The 20,113-nt window shown below is 49.4% G+C and carries 11 protein-coding genes; all 11 read right to left on the minus strand.

Annotated elements, in window-relative coordinates; translation table 11 throughout:
- Window positions 1-16: 16 nt before the first annotated feature.
- The gene (putP, locus tag KDK19_RS21465; RefSeq protein WP_257276113.1) at window positions 17-1,507 is read right to left on the minus strand and encodes a sodium/proline symporter PutP; all 1,491 of its coding nucleotides are present in this window, start codon (window positions 1,505-1,507) and stop codon (window positions 17-19) included.
- Between the two features lie 159 nt (window positions 1,508-1,666).
- Complete coding sequence (gene putA, locus KDK19_RS21470; protein WP_257276112.1) at window positions 1,667-4,837, minus strand: bifunctional proline dehydrogenase/L-glutamate gamma-semialdehyde dehydrogenase PutA; 3,171 nt, start codon at window positions 4,835-4,837, stop codon at window positions 1,667-1,669.
- A 304-nt stretch (window positions 4,838-5,141) separates the two neighbouring features.
- On the minus strand, window positions 5,142-6,938 hold the full coding sequence (locus tag KDK19_RS21475; RefSeq protein ID WP_257292908.1) for a hypothetical protein: 1,797 nt from the start codon (window positions 6,936-6,938) through the stop codon (window positions 5,142-5,144).
- 141 nt (window positions 6,939-7,079) lie between these two features.
- The gene (locus KDK19_RS21480; protein WP_257292909.1) at window positions 7,080-9,113 is read right to left on the minus strand and encodes a hypothetical protein; all 2,034 of its coding nucleotides are present in this window, start codon (window positions 9,111-9,113) and stop codon (window positions 7,080-7,082) included.
- Between the two features lie 200 nt (window positions 9,114-9,313).
- Window positions 9,314-11,428, minus strand: coding sequence for a hypothetical protein (locus KDK19_RS21485; protein WP_257292910.1), 2,115 nt, complete (start codon window positions 11,426-11,428; stop codon window positions 9,314-9,316).
- Between the two features lie 111 nt (window positions 11,429-11,539).
- A complete protein-coding gene (locus KDK19_RS21490; protein WP_257280687.1) occupies window positions 11,540-13,333 on the minus strand; it encodes a hypothetical protein in 1,794 nt (597 codons plus the stop codon).
- An 88-nt stretch (window positions 13,334-13,421) separates the two neighbouring features.
- Entirely contained in the window at window positions 13,422-14,987 is a 1,566-nt protein-coding gene (locus KDK19_RS21495; protein WP_257276106.1) for a hypothetical protein, read from the minus strand.
- A 156-nt stretch (window positions 14,988-15,143) separates the two neighbouring features.
- Window positions 15,144-17,111 carry a hypothetical protein gene (locus tag KDK19_RS21500; protein ID WP_257292911.1) on the minus strand — a complete coding sequence of 656 codons (1,968 nt, stop codon included), beginning with the start codon at window positions 17,109-17,111 and terminating at the stop codon, window positions 15,144-15,146.
- Window positions 17,112-17,225: 114 nt separating this feature from the next.
- Window positions 17,226-17,771, minus strand: a complete 546-nt coding sequence (locus KDK19_RS21505; RefSeq protein WP_257288069.1) for a hypothetical protein — start codon at window positions 17,769-17,771, stop codon at window positions 17,226-17,228.
- A gap of 58 nt (window positions 17,772-17,829) precedes the next feature.
- Complete coding sequence (locus KDK19_RS21510) at window positions 17,830-18,906, minus strand: hypothetical protein (RefSeq protein WP_257292912.1); 1,077 nt, start codon at window positions 18,904-18,906, stop codon at window positions 17,830-17,832.
- A gap of 105 nt (window positions 18,907-19,011) precedes the next feature.
- Window positions 19,012-20,113: hypothetical protein (locus tag KDK19_RS21515; RefSeq protein ID WP_257254203.1), on the minus strand; the 1,102-nt coding region annotated here is incomplete at its 5' end.

Raw genomic sequence — 20,113 nt, forward strand, 5'->3', positions numbered from 1 at the left:
GGAATACTCATGGCCTTCAGGCCAGAGCTTTTTCTACCCCATCAAACTCATCCACGATTTCCGCTTCAGGCTCGCAAGACATCAGGCTGACAACAACAATGGCAATGAGAGCAAACAAAATGCCTGGCACAATTTCGTAGAGGTCGAAGATACCCCCGGACACTTGTTTCCACAAAACAACAGTGACACCACCAACAATAATCCCCGCAAGAGCACCGTTGCGATTCATACGTTTCCAGTAGAGACTCATGATCAGTGCGGGGCCGAATGCGGCACCAAATCCAGCCCAGGCATATGAGACCAGACCCAGAACGGAGCTGTCAGGCGACATAGCCAGAACAAGGGCGACCAGAGCGATGAGGACTACCGCCAAACGACCAACCATCAAAACCTCTTTCTGCTCAGCATTCTTGCGAATCACTGCCTTGTAAAAGTCTTCTGCCAGTGCAGAAGAAGACACCAATAGCTGAGAGTCAGCGGTACTCATGATCGCAGCCAGAATAGCAGCGAGCAGAATGCCGGCGACGACCGGATGGAACAGTGCGTTGACCAATACCATGAAGATCGTTTCACCATCACCCAGAGACTGATTTGTTTCATTGATATAGAGCAAACCGATCAGCCCCACCAAAATGGCACCTAGCATGGAGATAGCACTCCAGCTCACTGCTATACGACGGGCTGTAGGTACATCCTGTTCCGAACGGATTCCGGCAAAACGCGCCAGGATATGAGGCTGACCAAAGTAACCCAACCCCCAGGCGACCAGAGAAATAATGGCCATCCACCCGAGAGCATTGCCGTCAGACGTGGTAAATGGATTCAACAGTTCGGAGTTATGAACACGCAGCTGCTCAAACACTGACGCATCGGAGCTTCCGGTTTGCAATGCAATAACCGGTACGATCACCATAGCCGCGGCCATCAAAAGGCCCTGAACCAGATCTGTCCAGGAAACAGCCAGGAAGCCACCGAACAAGGTATAAGAAATCACACAGAGCGTTCCGATGATGACCGCCCAGCTATAATCAAGGCCGAATACTGTTTCGAACAACTTGCCACCGGCAACCAGACCGGAGCTTGTGTAGAACAGGAAGAACAGCAGGATAAAGAGCGCCGATACTACCTGCAGCACCTTTGAAGTATCACGGAAGCGATTGGTAAAGAATTCCGGCAGGGTGAGGGCATTTCCGGAAGCTGCGCTGTAGACACGCAGACGACGGGCCATCAGTAACCAGTTCAACCAGGTACCCACCAGCAGGCCACCGGCCAACCAGAAGGCTTCAACGCCTGATGCAAAGGCATAACCCGGCAAACCCAGCAGAAGCCAGCCACTCATATCAGAAGCGCCTGCACTCAGGGCAGCAGGCCAGGGTCCCAAACTGCGTCCACCCAGAAAGTAATCTTCAGAGTCTGAAGTCCGCTTCCAGGCCCAGAGGCCTATCATCAGCATCATGCCCAGATACACGACAAACGTCATAATTGTCGCAAAGGTATTTATAATCATTATTTTTCTCCATACTGCATAACTTGTCCTGAGTACTGTCAGACAGAAATTTGATCCGCTCCCAACAGAGACACAGGCAAGATTTTGTTTTCAGAGCATCTGAAAAAGAGTAAAGGCTACAACCCTGCCCCTAAAGCCATAAAGGGCAGGCAAAGACGATCAGTGACCAGCCCCCAGAGACAACAGCGTGGCGTTACCACCGACTGCCGTTGTATTGATAGTGCGGGTACGTTCAGTAGCAAAGCGATACAGATAGTGAGGTCCACCGGCTTTTGGGCCTGTGCCGGAGAGTCCCTGCCCACCAAATGGCTGAACACCAACTACTGCACCAATCTGATTACGGTTTATGTAAGCGTTACCTACCTTGAGGCTCTGCTCAATGTAAGACGAAGTCGCTTCGTTGCGGCTGTGTACCCCCAGAGTCAAACCGTAACCTGTGCCGTTAATTTCCTGAATCACTTTATCCAGTTCAGAAGCCTTATAGCGGACCACGTGAAGAATCGGACCAAACTGTTCCTTTTCCAGTTGGCTGATGCTCTCAATTTCAAAGGCAACCGGCGCAATAAAGTAACCTTGATTGCACTCAGCGCCCAGATCCACTTCAGCAATCAACCGTGCTTCCTGCTTCATGCGATCGACATGAGCCTGCAGTCCTGTGTGGGCAACTTCGCTGATGACAGGACCAAGGTCTGTTTCGTGCAGAGCTGGATTACCCACCTTCAGTTCTGCCATCGCACCGACCAGCAAGTCCTCAATACGTTCAGCAATATCATCCTGAACGTAGAGAACCCGCAGAGCAGAACAACGCTGCCCGGCACTGGCGAAAGCTGACTGAACAACGTCATTAACGACCTGCTCCGGCAGAGCAGTGGAGTCTACGATCATGGCATTCTGACCACCGGTCTCAGCGATCAGTGGAATGATAGCGCCCTCACGCGCAGCCAGAGTCTGGTTTATGAGTCTCGCTGTCTGGGTTGAACCGGTGAAAGCGACACCAGCAATTCGGGGATCGGTGGTCAACTGATGACCAATATCCTTACCTTCACCCGGAACCAATTGAATCACATCGGCAGGCACGCCGGCTTCCAGCATCATCTCAACAGCACGTGCCGCAATGAGAGTAGTTTGCTCGGCGGGCTTAGCCACAACGGTGTTACCAGAGGCCAGAGCCGCGACAACCTGCCCCAGGAAAATAGCCAGAGGGAAGTTCCAGGGACTGATGCAAAGGAATACACCACGACCGGTCAGATAAAGCTCATTAGATTCGCCGGTAGGCCCGGGCATAACCTGAGGTGCAGAGAATTTCTCACGAGCCTGGTTGGCATAATAACGACAGAAGTCAACCGCCTCTCGCACTTCATCGAGACTGTCGTGAATCGTCTTGCCGGCTTCTTTGTGACAGAGTGCCACCAGCTCTTCAAGATTGGCTTCCAACAGACCTGCCAGCTTTTCAAGGCTCTGGGCACGAGTTTCTACTGGCGTCTGATTCCAGCTGTCAAACGCCTTGTGAGCCACTGAAATAGCCTGATCCACTTCTTTTTCTCCGGCGTAATACAGACGACCAGCCAGCTCACTGAGCTGATAAGGACACTGCACATCTACCGCTATTCCAGTTTCAACCTGTTGACCGGAAATCACAGGGCCTTTCTGCCATGTTTGGCTCATAAACTTCTGAACCGATTTCGAAAAAGGCTGCCATTGGGACTCAATATCGATATTTACACCTATGGAATTGACTCTGTCCCCTCCAAAAATATCTGAAGGTAAGGGAATTCGGTCATTGGCCAGAGAGCTGTGTTTCTCAAGCACACTGACAGGATGATGCACCAGATCCACCGCAGGCGTCCTGGCATCCACCAGACGATGAACAAAGGATGAGTTAGCTCCATTTTCCAGTAGTCGGCGCACGAGGTAGGGCAGCAAATCTTTGTGACTACCCACGGGTGCATAAATGCGAACGTCTGATTTTTCCTGATCCAGCACTGTGTTATAGAGGGCATCGCCCATTCCGTGCAGACGCTGGAATTCATATTGTTTGTGTTCAGCCATGCTCAGAATGCTGGCGACAGTATGAGCATTGTGGGTAGCAAACTGGGGATAAATAGTCCCTTTAACAGGCTCACTCAGCAGAAAACGTGCACACACCAAATAAGCGACGTCTGTTGCTTCTTTGCGAGTATAAACCGGGTAGCCGGAATATCCTGACTGCTGACACAGTTTGATTTCACTGTCCCAGTAGGCGCCTTTTACCAAACGCACAGGAATTTCATCACCCTGCTCTTTTGCCAGAGCAGCCAACCAGGCAAGAACGGGGAGTGCTCTCTTACCGTAGGCCTGAACAACCAATCCAAAACCACCCCACCCCCGGCATTCAGGATGACGGTAGAGCTTCTCGAACAGTTTCAGTGACAGCTCAAGGCGATCTTGCTCTTCGGCATCAATGGTGATTCCCACATTCAGACTTCTGGCACTTCGAATCAGTCCCAGCACACTGCCAAACAGTTCTTTAAGAACACGGGCTTCATTGGCCACTTCATAACGGGGATGCAAGGCAGACAGTTTGATAGAAACGGTGGGACGAAGGCCTTTATCACCGATACTCTGTTCCAGGCCAACGGACTCGACAGCCGCCATATAGGAAGCCAGATATTTCTGTGCATCTTTTTCGGTCAGTGCCGCTTCACCCAGCATATCAAAAGAATAGGTGTAGCCTTTCTCTCTTGGCTTTCGACCATTCTTAAGCGCTTCTGAAATCGTGCGACCCAGTACAAAATGCTCACCCATAATTTTCATCGCCTGATTCACAGCCTGACGAATCACGGGCTCACCCATTTTTTTAACCAATCGACCAATCACGCTAGCCGGGCGGCCGTCTTCAGACTTGCCCAATGTCACCACCTTACCGGTCAACATCAGCCCCCAGGTGGAAGCATTCACCAATAGTGAGTCACTTTGTTTGAGATGTTTTTCCCATTCAGCGACACTGAGCTTGTCGCGAATCAGGGCATCCGCAGTTTCCGAGTCAGGAATTCTCATCAGGGCTTCTGCGAGGCACATCAGCAGAATACCTTCACGGGTATCCAGACTGTATTGCAACAGCATGGAGTCAATCATATGAGTGGAATCTTCCCGGGCTCGAACCTGTTCGACCAGGTCGGTGGCTCGTCGGGTCACTGCAGCGAGCTGCTGCGGATCAGGCCTGGCCAAACCGGTCAGCTGTGCCAGCAAGGCTGACTCATCCACGCTGTATTGTGGAGAAATAGCCTCCCAAAGTTTGGCTGGACTCTGCTGGATGAATTCAGGCTTAAATACGGCACTAGCCTCGAACATGCGGTGTCTCCCCCAGTCACGGCAAACGTAATCCTATGCCGTATGATCAATCTAATCGGAAAATGCCTGTGTTTTTCATACCTATTGATGATGGCATTTCCACTAAAGGCGAATTAGCAGCCTCCAATGGCTTTTGGCCAGTGCACAATCATGCACAAAATCAAACAGAATTCCCAGATCTAAAGAACAGATTTTTCAATACTCCATATGCACTTTTTTATAGGATTTCCAGGACACATATTGCGGCTCAGCAGCTGTATCCAGCAATTCATTCACTTTACCTTTTGAGTCCGGGCAGAAGTCATCACTCCTGATTCACATCAACCACCTTGCGTTTTCGATGTCTTGTCTTATGTTCCAACAGCGCCATAACATTCTTACAGACTGTCCCACATGGTTGTTGCTGGCCATCCTTCCCGATCACGGTGGCGTCACAGATTTCTTGCCCGGAGTGGCATTCGCTTTTGTGATCCGACAGGGCGCGGGCGCTCTTGAAAGCCGCCCCACATGCCCATTGCAGGCCATCTTCCCTGACTCCTAACACGTCACATATTTTTTGTTCACCGTGGAATTTGCTTTTGTGTTGCACCAGGACGCGACCATTTTTGCAGACTGTCCCGCAGGGCCTCTGCTGGCCATCCTCTCCAACTACGGTCATGTCACAGTTTTTTTGCCCGGTGTGGTATCTGCTTTTATGAACCCTTAGAGATGGATTATTCTTGAAGACAAGCCCGCATGGCCGTGGCTGGCCATCGTCCCCGACCAGAGTCTCGTCACAGGTTTGTTGCCCGCTGTGGACTACTTTTTTGTGAGATGACAGAGATAGAGCATTTTTGCAGACCATCCCGCATCTCTGCTTTTTACCGTCCTCTCTGACCACATCCACGTCACAGATTTGTTGCTCGTTGTGGTCTCTTTTTTTGTGATACGACAGGGCATTAGCATTCTCACAGCCCCTCCCGCATGGCCTCGTCTGGCCACCCTCATCGATCACGAGTACGTCACAGGTTTGTGGCCCGCTGTGGAATCTTCTTTTATGACACGACATACCTCGGGCATTCTTGCACACCGCCCCGCACTCCCACTCCCGGCCATCCTCCCCGACTAGTGTCTCGTCACAGATTTGTTGGCAGTTATCTTTGGCCTGTATTGCGCCGGACTGTGAAAGGTGAGCCTGGCTCTGACTCGATTGGGATGATTCAGCGGTGGTTTGTTGTGTTTCTGAATGGTCAAGCAATATGGAAATTCCGATTTCTTCGAAAAGACTCTGAAATATTTGATCAGTGACGTATGGGGATTGCATGGAAGAGAGATCAAACCATGTTTCGAAAGGCGGGTTTTGCAGTAAATTTGTGGTGCTTGGAGGATCACAATACACCATGCAACGAAGGCAGCACCCATAAGCCAAATGAGAGCATGAGCTTTGTCCGGATGTTGCTTCTGTCTGGATGGTCGAATTTTCTTCAGAATTCACCGGCCTTTCAGATCGTTCTCCGCTATCGGATGGTGGCCGGAATTGACAAATGCCACTGCAAGGATAGGCGAAACAATTTAAGCCTAAAGTATGCGATTTTTTTTGAGGGCCTCCGTTACCGTCGCTATAGTCAACATTCAGTGGACTGGTGAGAGAGCCTGTTTGATGAGAGGAAGCTTCTGTTTTTTCCTGAACGGATGATTCTGAAGGCTGGCCTTGTTGTTGCCTATGTTCAGAGCCAAACATCCTGATGATGGCCGCAAGTGAGCGATCCCCCTGTGTCAGCATAGATGTTACTTCCTGCTGTTCAATAGGGTTAAACAGTGTTGAATCCGGGCTCGAATAAGGGATGGCGCTTATAGGAACATTCTTGGCGATCAGGATCAATTCAAAAGCGGCCAGCAGGCAAGTGGCATATGGCCACTGCCATGAAGTCGATTCAATGATAGATATTTTTGCTCCATAACGGCCAATCCCGGATCGTTTGTTATCAAACAGCGAGCCCGGTCCTGCATAGCCGTTTGCGTCGGCCATGTCTGAAAATGTATTCAGGTGACGCTTCATAGAAAAGCTCTGGTTTGGAAAACCTGTTTTCTCTCCAAACTCAACAATAAAAGGTTCTGTCAACGTTTCGGCCTGGCAAACAGCAGACAACAAAAATACCAGCAGTGCCGCAATGAGTGAGTGTTTAATAATTCCATCCTTGCTTTCTGGTTCACAGAGAGGAAGGATAGATCAAGAAAACCTCGAGAAAGGGCGGATGTCAGATCAGGGACTGATGTCATCGATCTGGTCCAAATCAGCAGGCTTGCGTTTTCGATGTATTTTCTTGTGATCCCACAGGGATTTAGCATTCTTATAAATCATCCCGCAGGGCCGTTTTTGACCATCCTCCCCGATCACGGTCGCATCACAGACCTGCTGCCCGGTGTGCTTTCTGCTTTTGTGATTCCACAGGACATGAATATTCTTGCAAACCTTTCCGCATGACCGCTGCTGGCCATCCTCCCCCACCACTGTTACGTCACAGGTTTTTTGCCCGTTGTGACATTGGGCTCTGTGAGCCGACAGAACTGCAGCATTGCTACAAACCTTCCCGCATGGCCGCTGTCGGCCACCTTCCCCGACCACTGTGACCTGACATTTTTTTTCCCCGGTGTGGTCTTTTAGTTTATGGTGCAACAAGGAATTAACATTCTTGCAGACCTTCCCGCATGGCCGCTGTTGTCCATCCTCCCCGACCACAGCTACGTCACAGTTTTTTTTCCCGCTGTGGACGTTTCTCTTGTGATTCCACAAGGCTACAAAATTCCTGCAGACCGCCCCACACGGCCGCTGCTGGCCATCCTCCCCGATCATGGTCACGACACAGGTTTGTTGCCTGGTGTGGGCTCTTGTTTTGTGCCCCCACAGGGCGTTACTATTCCGGCAGAGCACCCCGCACGGTCGCGGCTGGCCATCCTTTCCGATCACGGTTACATCACAGTTTTTTTGCCCACTGTGGTATCTGTTTTTGTGTGACGACAGCGATTGAAGATTCTTATAGGTCCTGCCGCATGGTCGCGGCAGGCCATCCTTTCCGATTACAGTCACATCACAGTTTTTTTGCTCAGTGTGGTATCTGTTTTTGTGTGACGACAGCGATTGAGCGTGCTTATAGACCATGCCACATGGCCGCTGCTGGCCATCTTTCCCGACTATGATCACGTCACAGGTTTTTGGTCTGCTGTGGTCTCTTTGTTTGTCATCTGACAGACCTTGAGTACTCTTGCCTCCCCCCCTGCAAAGCCGCCACTGGCCATCCTCCCAGTCTTCTCCCGTCTCCCAGACGCATTGTTCGATGTTGTCTGTTGCTTGCATTGCGCCTGACTGTGAAAGATGAGGCTGGCTCTGACTCAGTTGGGATGATTCATTGTCTGTTTGTTGTGTTTCTGTATGGTTAAGCATTACGGCGATTCCGATTGCTTCGGAAAGATTCAGTAATAGTTGATCAGAATCCCAAAGTTCTTGAAGGGGGGGGAGATCAGTCCATGACTCGAAAAGCAGTTCTTTTTGGGAATCTGCAGCGTTCTCAGGATCAAAATGGCCTATGCAACGAAGGCAGCGTCCAACAGCTGAGTGGGGACATGAGCTTTGTCCGGATTCAGCTTCTGTTTGGCTTGTCGAACTTTCCCCCGAATTCAGCGACAATTCAATAGCCTCCGTGCTAACGGGTGATGTTCGGAGTATACAAACGCCACGACAGGGATAGACAAAACAATTCAGACCCAGAGTATGCAGGTGTTTTTGAGGGCCTCTGTTGCCATCACCATAGTCAGTATTTAAGTAGCTCATGGAAAAGCCTGAGCGGTGGGTAGTTGTCTCCGGGGCTGGCTGGCTGGATGACTCTGATGACAGGTTTGGTTGTTGGTTGTGTCCCGCGCCAATCATCATAGTGATGGCCGCAAAGGAGTGCCTCCCCTCTGTCAACACAGAGGTTGCCTCTTGTTCTTCAATCGGGTTAAACAGCGGTGAATCGGAACTCCAATAGCTTTTTAAAATCCAGGCGACAACGATAACCACTTCTACAGGTAGCCATGAATAAAGGGTGATGCTCATAGGAGCATCTTTGGTGGTAAGGATCAGTTCATAGGCAACCGGTAGGTGAGTGGCATAAAGCCACTGCCACGAAATCGATTCAATGATGTTCGATTTTGCTCTGTGACTGTTAATCCTTTGTCGTTTTTTATCGGGTTTTGAATCTGATCCTGCGTAGCCGTTTTTGTCGGCAATGTCTGAAAAATTATGCAGGTCATGCATCATAGAAATGCTCTGGTTTGAAAAACCTGTTTTCTGCCCAAGTTCAACAACAAAACGTTTTGTCAACGCTTCGGTCTGGCAGACAATAGAGAACGACAGTAGCCCAAGCGATAACGCAAAGAGTGAATATTTAATAATTCTATCCCTGCCTTCCGGTCTAGAAAGAAAGGATAGATCAAGAAAATGAAAAGGCAGTTGTCAAATCAGGGACCGGGGTCATCGCTCTGGTTCAAATCAGCAGGCTTGCGTTTCCGGTGTTTTCTCTTGTGCTCCGACACAGATTCAGCATTCTTGCAAATCCTGCCGCATGGCCGTTGCTGACCATCTTCCCCAATCACGATCTCATCACAGGCTTGTTGCACGGTGTGCTCTACTCTTTTGTGACTCGAGAGAGCGCGAGCACTTATGCAGGCCTTCCCGCACGGTCGCGACTGACCATCCTCAGCGACCACAGTCATTTCACAGGTTTGTGGCTCGCTATGGTGTCTTCTTTTATGATCTGTCAGGCTTCCGGCATTTTTGCATAACTTCCCGCAGGGTCGCAGCTGGCCATCCTCCCCGACCATGGTCACTTCACAAGTTTTTTGCCCGGAATGGGCTTTGCTTTTGTGAACCGACAGAGCTAAGGCATTCTTGGAAAGTTTCCCGCACGGCCACGGCTGGCCATCCTCCCCGACTACGGTCACGTCACAGACTTTTTTCCCGGTGTGGCATCTTCTCTTGTGATTCAACAGGGCGCGGGCGTTCCTGAAGAAGGTTCCGCATGGCCGCTGCTGGCCATTTTCTCCAACCACCATCGCGTTACAGGTTTTCTGCCCGGAGTGGTATCCGCTTTTGTGCTGTGACAAAGCCTGAGCACTCTGACAGACCCACCCACATGGCCGCTTCCGGCCACCCTCTCCGACCAGGGTGACACCACAAACTCGTTGTCCGCTATGGGTTCTTCTTCTGTGACTTACCAGAGCAATAGTATTCTTGCAGACCTTCCCGCATGGCAGCAGCTGGCCATTCTCTGCGACTACTTTTACTTCACAGGTTTGTTGCCCGCTGTGTGCGATTCTCTTGTGATTCAACAAGGCTTGAACATTCTTGCAGACAGTCCCGCATGGCTGCTGTTGACTATCCTCCCTGACTATGGTCACGCCACAGGTTTGCTGCCCGCTGTGGATTTTGCCTTTGTGATCTGACAGGGCTTTAATACTTCTGCAGACTTTCCCACATGATTGCTGCTGACCATCCTTCCCAACCACAGTCATGTCACAGGTTTTTTGTGCGATGTAGTCTCTTTGATTCGTCAGAGCTTGTTGGTGATGGGCGGCCCCTCCGGAAGGAAGGCAACCCGAAAATGGAGTCTCCGTTGGGTCTGTGAGATTGGGAGCCGTACAGGAAATCCCGTTTTCTTCCGGAAGACAATGATTGCTCAGACTGAGTAACCCATCGATTATAACCCAGTCATCAGCGTTGGCAGACAACTTCCCGGGCACTTGTACATCATCATTAAATCTCCCTTCAAGGGCATTGGCACAGGCGGGCTCCGCACTCATTGAGTGTGTAGCATTTCCAAAATCAAAATGGTTTATGGAGCTAAGGCAGTGTTCATTCACCGAATGAGAACGTGAGCTTTGTCTGGATGTTGCTCCTGATGGTCGCAATTGACAGACGCCATAACAGGGATGGATGAAACAATTTAAACCTAAAGTGTGTGAGTATTGTTCAGTGTCTCCGTTACCACTGCCGGAATCAGAATAAAGGAGGCTGGTGAAAGAGCTTGAGGAGTGGGTGGTGGCTGCCGAAGCTTGGTGGCCGGATGATTGTGATGTTGGATATTGTAATGAGCTACCTCCAGAACCATGCATCATAGTGGTGATCGCAAACGGGTAACCCCTCTTTGTCAGCATAGAGGTTACCTTTTGTGGTTCAATCGAAAAAAACAGCGGTGAATTGGGCTTCCAATAGCTTTTTAAAAGCCGGGCAACAACGGCAACCACTTCTACAGGTAGCCATGAATATAAGAGAGAGCCAAAAGGAGTATCTTTCGTAGTCGGGATAAATTCGTAACCAACCAACAGATGAGTAGCATAGAGCCATTGCCACGAACTCGACTCGATGATGGTCGTTTTTACTCCATAATTGCAAACACTGTGTCGTTTTTTATCAGCAAGAGAATCTGATCCTGCATAGCCGTTTGTGTCAACAATGTCTGAAAAGGTGTGCGGGGCACGCTTTATAGAAAAGCTCTGGTTTGGAAAATCGCTCTTCTGTCCAAATTCAACCACAAAACGCCTTGTCAACGCTTTTGCCTGGCTGAAGATAGACAACAACAATATCAGCAACAGTGCCGCAAAGAGTGAGCGTTTAATAATTCTATCCTTGCATTTTAATTTACAGAGAGGAAGGATGGACCACCCCGTGAAAGGGCGGGCGTCTGATCAGGGACTGAGATCATCCTCCTGGTCCAGATCAGCAGGCTTGCGTTTTCGGTGTTTTCTCTTGTGCTCCGACATAGATTTAGCATTCTTACAAATCCTCCCGCATGGCCGTTGCAGACCATCTTCCCCAATCACGGTCACATCACAGGCTTGTTTATCTGTGTGTACTCTGATTTTGTGATTCGATAGAGCATGAACATTCTTGAAGACTGTCCCACATCGGCGCTGTTGGCCATTGGCCCCGATCATGGTTACATCACAGCTTCTCTGCCCACTGTGACATTTGCTTTTGTGAGCTGACAGAGATGCAGCATTTTTGCAGACTTTTCTGCATGGCCAATGCTGGCCGTCTTCCCTGACTACTGTTACGTTGCAGGTTTTTTGCCCGCTGTGATCTCTTCTTTTGTGGTACGACAGGGAATTACTGTTCTTGCAGACCCTCCCGCATTGCTGCTGTCGGCCATCTTCCCCGACCACGATCGCGCCACAGGTCTGTTGCCCCCTGTGGAATTTGCTTTTGTGATCATTGAGGGCGCAAGTACTTCTGTAGATCATCCCGCATAAGCGTGGCTGACCATCCTCCCCGACCACAGTCACGTCACAGATTTGTCGCCAGCTGTGGCATAGACTTTTGTGATCCGACAGGGCTTTAGTATGTCTGAACATCGCGCCGCATGAACGCTTCTGGCCATTTTCCCCGATTACTTTTACGTGACAGGTTTTTTGTCCTCGGTAGTCTGTGAATTGTGGTGTACCTGACTGTGAAAGTTGAGGCTGGGTCTGACACAATTGAGATAAGTCAGTGACTGTTTGTTCTGTCTCTCTAAGGTTAAGTGTCATGGGACTTCCGAATTTTTCGCAAAGACTCTGTGGTGGTTGGTCAAAGTCGCATCGAAGTGGTATACGAGAGAAATCAACCCATCTTTCGAAAAGCGGTTTATGTCGAGAGTGTTTAGCGTTTTCCGGATCAAGATCCCCCATGCAAAGCAGGCAGTATCCAAAAGCCAAATGGGGGCATGGGCTTTGTCCGGAGGTTGCTTCTGTTTGGTTTGTGAAACTTTCTTTTAAATTCAGCGACCAACCATCAACCCCACTGCTATCGGATGATTGTCGCCATTGACAAACGCCACAACAATGATCAACAAAACAATTTAAACCCAAAGTATGCAGCTGTTTTTTTGGGCATCTGTTACCGTCGCCACATTCAGTATTCAGGTGGCTGCTGCGAGAGCCTGCAGGGTGGATGTTGGCTTTTAAGGCATGTTGGCTGCATGCTTTTGATGGCTGCCCCTGCTGTGGGGTTTGTTCAGAGCCAACCATCATAGTGGTGATCGCAAACGAGTTATCCTGACTCTTGGTTTGTTGTTCAATGGCGCTAAACAGCGGTGTACAGAGGTTCCAATAGCTTGTTGAAAGCAAGACAACAGCGACAACCACCTCTAAAGACAGCCATGAGTATGGGTTGACACATATAGGGGCATTTTTGGTCGTCGGGATCAATTCGTAAGCAACCAGAAGATCAGTGACGTAAAGCCATTGCCATGATATCGATTCAATAAGGGCCGTTTTTACCCTATAACCTCCGGGCCAGAGTGGTTTTTCGTCAGGTGGCGAATCCAATACCGCATAGTCCCTTGTGTCGGCAATGTCTGAACATAGATGCTGGTCACGCTTTATAAAACAGCTCTGGTTTAAAAAACCTGCCTTCTGTCCGAACTCGACAATAAAAAGCCTTGTCAACGCTTCAGCCTGACAGGCAAAAGACGACAATATCAACAACAGCGGCAGTGCCACAAAGAGTGAGTGTTTAATAATTCTATTCTTGCTTTCTGGTATACAGACAGGAAGGATAGATCAAAGAAATGAAAGGGCGGGTGTCAAATCAAGGTTTGGGGACATCGTACTGATTCGCACCAACAGTTTTGCGTTTTCGATGTCTTCTCTTGTGGTCTGCCAGGGATTTAGCATTCTTACAGACCAGCCCGCATGGCTGCAGCTGCCCATCCACCCCAACCACGGTCACGTCACAGGTTTTTTGCCCCGTGTGCTCTCTCCTTTTGTGATTTGACAGGGCATAAATATTCTTGCAAACTCTCCCGCACTGCCGCGGCTGGCCATTCTCCCCGACCACTGTTACCCCACAGATTTTTTGCCGACCGTGAGCCCTGCTTTTGTGATCCGACAGGGCGTTAGCATTACCGAAAACCTTTCCGCATGGCCGCCGCTGGCCAGCCTCTTCGAACACGGTCACGTCACAGGTTTTTTGCCCGGTGTGGTTTCTCCTTTTGTGCGAAGACAGGTAACTGGCACCCTTGAAAACCTTCCCGCATGGCCGCTGTCTGCCATCCTTGCCGATCACGGTCACGACACAGACTTCATGCTTAGTGTCGTATTTTTTTTTGTCATTTGACAGGGCTTTTTGACAATGGGTAGCACCTTCGGAAGGGAGACAATTCAAAGCTGAGTTCCTCATTGGGCGTGTGGAATGGGTAAGCGTGATGGAAATCCCGTTTCCTTCTGGAAAACTATGACCAGCTAAACTGAGTAACCCATCGATTATAATCTGGTCATCAGCCGTGACAGACAAATCCACGGGTATTTGCACATTATCATTGGGTGCCCGGTCAGAGGCAGAGGTACAGATGAGCCCGGTACTCGTTGATTGTGTAGCGTTTGCAGGATCAAAATAGTTTATACAACTAAAGCCGTGTTCATTCGTCGTGTCTGGGTATGAGCTTTTTAGGGATCCTGATAACCGGAATTGACAAACGCCATAACACGGATGGACGAAACAATTTAAACCTAAACTGTGCAAGTATTGATGAGGGTCTCTGTTACCACCGCCATACTCAGAATACAGGAGGTGAGCGAGAGAGCCTTTAGGGTGGCTGGTAGCTGCCAAGACTTGCTGGCTGGGTAATTCTAATGGCGAGTATTGAGATGGGTTGTCACCAGAGCCATAAGTCATAATGGAAGTCGCAAACGCATACTCTCCCTTCAGCAAAGATATTGCCTTCTGTTGCTCAATCGGCTTAAACAGCACTGAATCGGGGTTCCAATAGCTTTTTAAAAGCCAACTGACAGTGATAACCACTTCAAAAGGTAACCACGAATCTGGTTTGGCGCCCAGATGAGCGTTTTTGGTGGTCAGAATCATTTCGTGATCCATCCACAGATGAGTGGCGTAAAGCGGTTGCCTCGAAATCGATTCAATAGTGATGGTTCTTATTCCGTAAATAACAGGTTTGTGTCGCTTGCTATCAGATGATAAGTCAAGTCTTACACAGCCGTTTTTGTCAGCAGTGACTGACGGGCTTTGCGACAATGTATGCCGACCACGCTTTATAGAAAAACTCTGGTTTGGAAAGACTGCATCCTGTCCAGGCCCAACAATAAAACTTCTTGTCAACGCTCCGGCCTGACAGGCGACAGACAACAACAGTAGCAACTGCAGTACTGCGAAGAGTGAGTGTTTAATAATTCTATCCTTGTATCCTGGTTTACAGATAGGAAGGATAGATCAAGAAAATAACTGTGTTTTTACGCCAAAAATCTTCTGTTAAAAACTCTCTGTTAAAAACCAAAGGCGACAACGGGAATAAACTCATCCTTTCTGATCCACATCAGCAGGCTTACGTTTTCGATGCATTCTTTTGTGGTCCAGCAGGGCTCTGGCATTATTGCAGACTTTTCCGCATCGGTACTGTCGGCCATCCTCCCCGACTATGGTCACATTACAGTTTTTTTGCCTGCTATGATCTTTGCTTTTGTGATAAGACAGGCGTTGGGCATTCTTGCATACTTTCCCGCATGGCCGCGGCTGACCATTCTCATCAACTACAGTCGCGACACAAGTTTGCTGCCCACTATGGACTTTGCTTTTGTGATCCGATAGTGCTTGAGCACTCCTACAGATTTTCCCACATGGCCATTGCTGGCCATCCTCCCCAACCACTTCCACTTCACAGGTTTTTTGCCCGGTGTGGTATCTTCTTTTGTGATCCATCAGGCTTTTGGAACTCTTGCAGATCTCCCCGCATGCTCTCTGTTGGCTATCCTCCCCGACCACTGCCACATCACAGGTTTGTTGCCCGGTGTGATATCTTTTTTTATGAGATAACAGGCATTGTGCATTCTTGCAGACAGTCCCGCACGGCCGCTGCTGACCATTTTCCCCGACCACAGTCACGCCACAGGTTTGACGCCCGCTGTGGAATCGGCTTCTGTGATCTGTCAGAGCTTTAATACTTTTGTAGACCTTGCCACATGTTCGCTGCTGACCATCCTCCCCGACAGTGATTGTATAACAGGTTTTTTTCCCACTATGATGTCTCCTTTTATGATCTAACAGGGCTTGAGCATTACTGCAGACCTTTCCGCATGGGCGCTGCTGACCACTCTCCCCAATCACGGTCGCGTCACAGTTTCTTTGCCCGGTATGAATTCTACTTTTGTGAGACGACAGAGATTGAGCGCTCTTGCAGACTGTGCCACATGGCCTCGGCTGGCCATCCTTCCCGATCACGGTAACAATACAAATTTTTTGTTCAATGCCGTATTTTTTTTTGTGATCTGACAGGGCTTGTTGCAAATGGGTAACCGCTACTGACGAAAAACAACCCGAAGATGAAATCCCGTTACCTTTTGCAAGACTGTAGCCGCCCAGACTGAGTAACCCAACGATTATAATCTGGTCATCAGCATTGACAGACAAATTCCCGGGCATTGGTACATCATCATTGAGCGGCTCGTGAGGGTCGTCGATATAGGTCAGCGCTGCGCTCATTGAGTGCGTAGTGATTCCAGAATCAAAATAGTCTATGCAACTGAGGCTGTGTTCTTTCACCGAGAGAGGATACAAATTATGTAAGGGTGTTGCTCCTGATGGCCGGAATTGACAAACGCCATGGCAGGGGTGAACGAAACAATTTAAACCTAAAGTGTGTGAGTGTTGCTGAGGACTTCCTTTACCATGGCCAGAGTCAAAACACGGAAGGTGAGCAGAAGAGCCTACAGGGTGGCTGGTGGCTGTCAGGGTTTGCTGGCCGGATGATTCTGATGGCGGATATTGCGGTGGGTTATCTCCGGAGCCAGTTATCATAATGGTGATCGCAAGTGGACGCCCCCCCCGTAGCGTAGAAGTTGGCTTCAGTTGTTCAATCAGGTTGAACAGCGGTGAATCCGGGTTCCAATGGCTTTTTAAAAGCCAGGCGACAGCAAAAACTGCTTCTGAAGGTAACCATAAACAAGGGGTGAGGCATACAGGGGCATCTTTGTTGGTCAGGATCAGTTCGTAAGCAACCAGAAGATGAATGGCATAAAGCCATTGCCATGAAATCGACTCAATGATTGTCGTTTTTACTCCGTAACCTCGGGGCCTTTGGCGTTTGTCATCATTCCGCGAAGTTGATCCTGCGTAGTCTGTAGTGCCAGTATTGTCTGACGACTTGCCCGCTAATGTAGGTCGGCCTGATTTTATAGAAACATTCTGTTCTGGATAAGCTGCACCCTGTTGAAGCTCGAAAATAAAATGTCTTATCAATGCTTCGGCCTGACAGGTGCCAGGAAACAACTGTAGTAACAGCAGTGCCGCAAAGAGTGAGTGTTTAATAATTCTATCCCTGCATTCTGGTTGACAGAGAAGAAGGATAGATCAAGAAAACCTCGTTAAAGGGCAGGTGTCTGATCAAGGACTGAGGAAGTCGTTCCGGTTAGAATCAACGGGCTTGGGTTTTCGATGCATTCTTTTGTGATTCAAAAGGACTTGAGTATTCTTACAGACTCTCCCGCATGGCTGTGGCTGGCCATCCAAACCAACTACGGTCATGTCACAGGTTTGCTGCCCGGTGTGGTCTCTGATTTTGTGAACTGACAGGGTTATATTATTTTTGCAGACCTTTCCGCATGGCCGCAGCTGGCCATCCTCAGTGAACACTGTTATTTTACAGCTTTTTGGCCCACTATGGCTTCTTCTTTTGTGATCACTCAGGGCTCGGGCACTCCTGTAGGCCTTACCGCATAACCGCGACTGGCCATCCTCCCCGACTTCAGTTACGTCACAGTTTTGTTGTCCGCAGTGGTAGCTGCTTTTGTGATATGACAGGCGGTGAACATTCTTGAAAGCCTTCCCGCAGGGCCTCAGCCGGCCATCCCTCCCGACTACGGTTATGTCACAGGTTCGTTGCCCGCTGTGGTATCTGTTTTTGTGAGCTGTCAGGCGATTAGCATTCATGTAGACTCTTCCGCAGGGCTGCTGCTGGCCGTACTCCCGAACACGGTCACGTCACAATTTACTTGTTCTCTGTCGTATTTTTTTTGCGATCTGATAGAGTTTGTTGGCATTGCGTAGCCCCTCCCGAAGGGAGGCAACTCGAAGATAAGGATCCCATTGAGCCTGTGAAATCGGCAATCGTACGGAAAATCCCGTTTTCTTCTGGCAGACTATGACCACGCAGACTGAGCATCCCATCGACCAGATGATCAGGGCTAAAAGGAAAATTCCCGGGCATTTGCACATCATCATAGAGCGGACTGTCGGAGTCAGTGCTACAGGCGAGCCCTACAGTCATTGATTGTGTGGCGTTTTTAGGATCAAAATCGTCTATGCAACTAAGGCAGTGATCAGTTTTCGTGTGAGGGCAGGAATTTTGTGGGGGTGTTGCTCCTGATGGCAGGAATTGACAAACGCCATAACAGGGAAAAACGAAACAATTTAAACCCAAAGTATGCAGAAGTTTTTGAGGGCCTCCGTTGCCGCCGCCACAGTCAAAATGAAGAAGGCCAGGAAAATAGCCTATAGGTGGGCGGGTGGTTTCAGTGGCTTGCTGGCTGGATGATTCTGATGGCGGGCATTGTGATGGGTTATCTCCAGAGCCAGGCATCATAGTGGTAATCGGAAACGTATTACCCCGCAGTCTCAATATAAATTTAGTCTCTTGCTGTTCAATCGGATTAAACAGTGATGAATCGGGGCTCCAATAGTTTTTTAAAAACCAACCGACAACAACAGCCACTTCTAAAGGTACCCATGAATGAGAGGGCGAGCTTAGAAGAGAGTCTTTGCTGTTCAGAGCCAGTTCGTAACCAACCAGCAGGTGGAGGGCGTAGAGCCATTGCCACAAAAGCGACTCAATCAGGGACGTTTTCATCCCGTAACTGTATGGTCTGTATCGCTTTTTATCCGATGGCGAAGTTGATCCTATGTAGCAGTTGTTGTCGTTAATCTCTGACGGGTTGCCCGTCAATGAATGCCAGTCACCTTTTACAAAAAAGACCTGTTTTGGAGAACCTTCATCCTTTTGAAGCTCGATAATAAAATGTCTTGACAGCGCTTTGGCCTGGCTGACGAGAAACAACGACAGTAGCAACAGCAGTGTCTCAAAGAGTATGTGTTTATTAATTCTATCCTTGTTTTCTGTTTGACAGTGAGGAAGGATAGATCAAGAAAAGCACGTGAAGTAGTCGGCGTCAGATCAAGGACTGAAGTGATCGCCCTGTTCCAAATCGACAGGCTTACGTTTTCGATGTCTTCTTTTGTGGTCCGTTAGGGCCTGAGCGTTCTTACAGCCCTTGCCGCATGGCTGCAGCTGGCCATCCTTCCCGACCACTGTCTCCTGACAGGTTTGTGGACCGGAATGATATCTTCTTTTGTGAACCGACAAGGCCACAACACTATCGCAGGTCATCTCGCATGGCCGCGTCTGACCATCCTGCCCGACTACGGGCACGTGACAAATTTGTTGTCCACTGTGGTATCTGGCTTTGTGATCCAACAGGTATAGAGAATTCTTGCAGACAAAGCCGCATGGTAGCCGCTGGCCATCATCCCCGACCACTGTTGTGTCGCAGATTTTCTGCCCACTGTGGATTTTTCTTTTGTGATACGTCAGGTTGCGAGCATTTCTGCAGGCGGCTCCACATGGCCGCTTTTGTCCGCCCTTCCCGACTACCATCACGTTACAGGTTTTGTGCCCGCTGTGGTATCCACTTTTGTGATCCCACAGGGCTTTGAGATTCTTACAGACCTTTCCGCATCGTCGCAGCTGGCCATCTTCACCGAACTCCATCAGATCACAGGTTTTTTGATCAGTGTGGTATTTACATTTGTGTGCCAACAGGGCTTCAACATTCTTGCAAACCATCCCACATGGCTGTTGCTGACAATCCTCTCCAAACACCATCACTTCACAGGTTTTTTGCTCACGGTGAACTCTTTTTTTATGATGTTTGAGGGTATTAGCATTCCTGCATACCGTCCCGCATGGCCGCTGTTGTCCATCCTCCCCATCCACTTCCACGTCACAGGTTCGCTCTCCGCTGTGGAATTTGCTTTTGTGATCAGTCAAGGCGCAGGCATTTCTGCAAGCCTTCCCGCATGGCTGCTGTTGACCATCCATCCCAACCACGGGTACGTCACAGGTTTGGGGCCCGCTGTGGCTTCTGCGTTTATGATCTCTCAGGGCTCTCATATTTTTGCAGACCTTCCCGCATGGTTGCTGCTGACCATCCTCCCCGACCATGGGTAAGTCACAGGTTTTTGGCCCGCTGTGGTATCTGTTTTTGTGATACGAAAGG

The sequence above is a fragment of the Endozoicomonas sp. ONNA1 genome, from assembly GCF_024606325.1.
Lineage (GTDB): Bacteria > Pseudomonadota > Gammaproteobacteria > Pseudomonadales > Endozoicomonadaceae > Endozoicomonas_A.

What these genes read in the sequence shown, in the direction of transcription:
- putP (WP_257276113.1), bottom strand. Translation starts at nt 1,507, where the DNA reads ATGATTATAAATACCTTTGCGACAATTATGACGTTTGTCGTGTATCTG.
- putA (WP_257276112.1), bottom strand. Translation starts at nt 4,837, where the DNA reads ATGTTCGAGGCTAGTGCCGTATTTAAGCCTGAATTCATCCAGCAGAGT.
- KDK19_RS21480 (WP_257292909.1), bottom strand. Translation starts at nt 9,113, where the DNA reads ATGATGCATGACCTGCATAATTTTTCAGACATTGCCGACAAAAACGGC.
- KDK19_RS21505 (WP_257288069.1), bottom strand. Translation starts at nt 17,771, where the DNA reads ATGAATGCTAATCGCCTGACAGCTCACAAAAACAGATACCACAGCGGG.